At 47.0% G+C, this 4,560-nt stretch carries 1 protein-coding gene; it reads right to left on the minus strand.

The window, feature by feature from the left end; translation table 11 throughout:
• Positions 1-4,560: hypothetical protein (locus tag KDK19_RS16780; protein ID WP_257292415.1), on the minus strand; the 4,560-nt coding region annotated here is incomplete at both ends.

Here is a 4,560-nt window from a genome sequence, read left to right on the forward strand (position 1 = left end):
CTGCGACCGTTATCAAAGGCAACATCGTCAAGAACGTAGTTGGCGATGAGCGCAGTAGCGTACTCTTGCATGCCGGCAACAGACTCTTTCATGCCTGCCGGGCCAGTGGCGGTCACGGTCACAGGAGTAAAGGCACTTTGCATGAATTCCTCAGTACCCTCGTCGGACAGCATCTGGACAACCTTCCTGAACTCAGGCACCTTGACGCCATGTTTATAACCAAGAAAGTGCTCAAATTCAGTCACTGTCTGATAACCATCGACACCTCTGACGGCCTTCATGTGGTGCTCAAGTTCAACCTTGCTGATCAGACCTTCACGCAGCAGAGCGATGATCCTGTTACCGCTGGCAGAACGGGCAGCGAAGTATTCCGGGAAGCTTTTCAGGTCCTTTGGTTCATACTCGACGTAGTGAATGCCTGCTTTGCCCATGCCGAGAATTTCGTCGTCGTATTCTTGTGCCCCTGTTGCTATCTCTTGCCTGGCGCGGTACGACAGAATCTGGACTTCTTTGAGAACTCTCGGAGGTTGAGATTCCGATGAGGATGTCCTCAGGCTTTTGAAAATTTCCACAATCCGACTGGCCTGATCAAACCTCAGATGGTTTCCGGCCAGTGCCCGCATGCGAATCGGTGCAAATTCATCGTCAAAATCGAAAGTCGTCAGCAATGGTATGGCCTTACCGCTTTCTCTTGCAACTACTGTCAGTCCAATTGCAGCGTCCAGGGCTTGCTTTTTAAGAGGGTGCTGCTGTGTGAATTTTTGGATAGCGTTCAGAACTTTTGCCTGTTTCGGCGTGTATTGGAAGGGACCGCCGTCACTTTGGATGGCTTCCTCTGCAGCCTTCAGGACTATCTTCATTCTCTCAATGTATGCTTTCCTGCTTTTAATCTCATCTTGCAGATGAACCTGTTCCTGAATCAGTTTTCGGATCCTGCCGCCAAAACCATCATTCCCGCCCAATTGTAGCTGTTTGTTTCTCAGGGCATTAAGCCGTTGTTCGTGGGTGTCATTGGCGTCTGGTTTAAGACCCACGGCTTCTTCAGTGGCGTCAAGAGCCACGTTTTGAAATTCCGTCAGAGCGACTTCTGCTTTTGATACAGCATCACTTGTTTGCTCCAGGGCCAAATTCAGCCTGACCATTTCGTTTTCATATACGGTTTTAGCCTGCTTATCGTAGTCTTCAAAATCGATAACTTCCTGTTTTTTTCGATCCAGATTCTCTTGTAAATTTCTCTCTTCAAGCCTTGCAAGGGTCACTTCCATACTCTTCCTGTCGTGCTCACGCAAGAATTGTGCGATCTGAGTGTACTTTTTCCAGGTTAAAATCACTTCACCCAATGCTTCATCGGATTGGTTCTGAACATCAGAATTTGCGTAGGCTGCAATGGCAATAAAGTAATCAGATTCTTCCTTCAATCCGAGGTCACCAGTCCGGATGTTCAGATTTGATTTGGTTCTGATTTCCTCAAGGACTTCATCTCGTTTTTCTGCACTGCATTCCAGCAGGAAGTGCTTGATGTCCCTCATTCGCTCTTCAGGGGTTTGCTCATCAACTGCAGCCAGACCCAACCCGATCTGAACATCTTTCATTCCTTGATTGAGAGCTGTTTTTTCTTTATCCGAGATATGTCGGAGATCAGCACGGTTCAACGCCAATACTACGTTTTTGCCACGAAGAGTCTTCAATCTGTGATAAACACCCGCCAGTTCACTTTCAGCTTTTTTAATGGCTCGCCTGGCCATCGCGACATCACGATCAAGGGCGAATCGGGGCTTATGCCCCAGGCGAGCCATTTGCCTGTCCAGTTCATTTTCAATGGCTGCGATACGCTCATCAACCTCGGGCTGACCCGCTTTAAGCACTTCTACATCCAGATGTTCAAGTTTTTCCTCAATTAGACAGTTCTGCTCGTCTATACCGGCATGACTTTTATAGCCCTTAATCTTGAGTTGAACAGCAATTTGATTGTTTCTGATTCTCTTGGCACCTTCATCGTCATAAGTTTCGATTACTTCTTCCATTAATTCCCGAATTTTCTTTCTTAGAGCATGCTGCTGGTCGGACAGATTGGCATCGTCTGCAAACCCTATCTGCAGATCACCGGCCAGTTTAGCTATGAAGATTTTTCCTTTTTCTTTGGCAGCAGGATTTACATGAGGGTGGATATTTAGCGCCTTCTCCATAGCGGTAAGATAATGTGCCTGTCGTTCTCTGGCTCGCTGATCAGATTCTTCGACTATAAATTTGAGACGATCACGAATACCAAAGAGTATGATATCCACCCCCACCAGCCCCGCCTTCAGATCTCTTTCCAGATGCTTCTCCAGGTCTGGTCTGTCAGCTTCCCACCAGACGAAGTTTTCCATCTTACTCAGCTCGTCATTTGGAACATCACCGCTATCAAGCCTTGTAAGAACCCTTTCCAGTCTTGTTGCTTTGTCGTCCCCTTCATTGATTTCGATCTTGAGTATTGCTTCCAGGGATTGCAGTGTGAACCAGGCCTCTTCCTCTGATTGCTGCCTGGCTTCTCTGATATATAGTCGCATGTCTTCAGAAATGACCTGACGTTGAAAATACACATCGTCCTTATTACTGAAGTGACTCTTTCTCCCCATAGCTTTTCCCACGGCACTGAGTGTCCGAAGTACTTCAGGCATGGCTTTGGGGTGGCCTGGTGTGTTGATGTCTTTCAGTTCTTCTTCCAGTGCAGCATTCTTGAGAAGCGAGTTATAAACACTTGACTCCAGGGCATTGAGGTTTGCTGTCGCGATGCCTTCATTCTGCTCACCAGGATCAAGGCCAAGGATCGCTGCAAGAGCAGATATTCTGGCTTTGGTGTGAGAATTCTCTATATCCTGTTGTTCATATATTGTCTGAATTCTGCGATGCAGGATTTCTTTTTGGGCATCCGTTATCGCAAGTTTTTGATTCAGGATTTGTATTTGAACATTTATTGTCTTAATTTTTTCAAGCAGGCGTTCTTGCTGAGCGTCAATATCAGCTTTGCCATCAAAATTCGGAATGTTCAAGACTGCGGCAAGGGTTGCATAGCGGGCTCTGATTCCAGTGGCATCTTTCGTATCTTTTGTGATGCTCAGTTGCTGAAAACGTTTCTGATCCTCAGTTGCCCACTGCTTCAGGTGCTGCTGAATGGCCCGGCATCGGGCTTCCGGCTCCGTGTCGACATCCGGGACCAAACCGAGCTGACGTTGAATGTTATTCAGACGATTGCGGACTACAGCATCAATCAGCTCTGTCTGTTGAAGCATTTGCTCTTGCAGGCAGAGTTTAATGAACTCATAGCGGGCACCGAGATCGTTTTCATTGTCTGGAGTAATATCGATCTGCTTTTCAATGTCTGCCAATTTTGTTTTTACGGCTTCTTCCCGAGACTGTTCTATCGCGGCATCTGTTGCGGCATCTGTCGCGGCAACCGATCTTTTGATTTCATGAATGCCCTTTCTGATGAGTCTGGCTTGTTCTTCTGGTGGCTTGCTACCATCCCAGTTATCAATACCCAGTTCATTGGCCAGTTGGGTATTGTACTCATCTCTGATTTCTGCCAGGGAAGCACGAATGTCTTTTATCAGCGTTGGCATTCGAGTGACTTCCTGCTGAAATTTCGTTAGCCTCTTTTTTTCTTGTTCCAGCATTTTTTGAAGTTCAAGATGCTGCTGAATGGTCCGATGACGGGCCTTCAGGTCATCTTTGTTGAGCGGGACCAGACCGAGTTGACTTTCAACGATAGCCAGTCTGTGCGAGGCCTCCTCCTGATCGGTCGCTTCAGTCGTATGTTGCATATACTGTTGAATGGACTTACAGCGGGCACCCAGATCGTTTTCATCGACCGGAGTAATACCGAACTGGCCTTCAATGGCTGCCAGTTGTGCTTTCAGAGCTTCAGGACCAGGCTGTCCTGCTGCGGCCACTGATTGATTGATTTCATGAATTTTTTTTCTGATAAGCCTGATTTGTTCTTCCGGTGGCTGGGTATCATCCCAGTTATCAATACCAAGCATCTCTGCCAGTTGAGTCTTGTAGGCTATACTGGCTTCTTCCCTGACATCACGGATTTGTTGTTGCAGATACGGGATTCGTTCGACTTCATGCTGAAGTTTTTGTGACTGATCTTCCAGTTCTTTCACCACTTTACGAATCAGTGCGAGCTCATCCTCAGCGTGTTGCCTGAGTTGAAGTGCTCTGAGTTTTTGCTCTTCACTGGTAGTGACTGTCTCCGATATAAGCTTTAACTGGTTTTTAACCCGGATGAGTTCGCTTTTTGTTGCGAGGTGCTCTTGCAGCTGTCTTTCCCACTTAACTATTTTTCTGGCCATGTCCCTCACGACTTTGGCAGCAAACTGTTCGTCGTGGTTAAAAACATTGAGCTGTGATTCGTCGACAACGGGTACAAGACTCATAATACCCTTAACAAAATTCTGATTGATCAGAAGATCTCTAAGTGCAGGCTTGAAGCTGAAGTGTTTTGCGAGTTGAATCTGCAACCAGGTTGGCGTGATGACAGAGGAAGCGGCTCTGATGTGTTCCAGTGTGAATTCA

This window comes from Endozoicomonas sp. ONNA1 (genome assembly GCF_024606325.1).
GTDB lineage: Bacteria > Pseudomonadota > Gammaproteobacteria > Pseudomonadales > Endozoicomonadaceae > Endozoicomonas_A.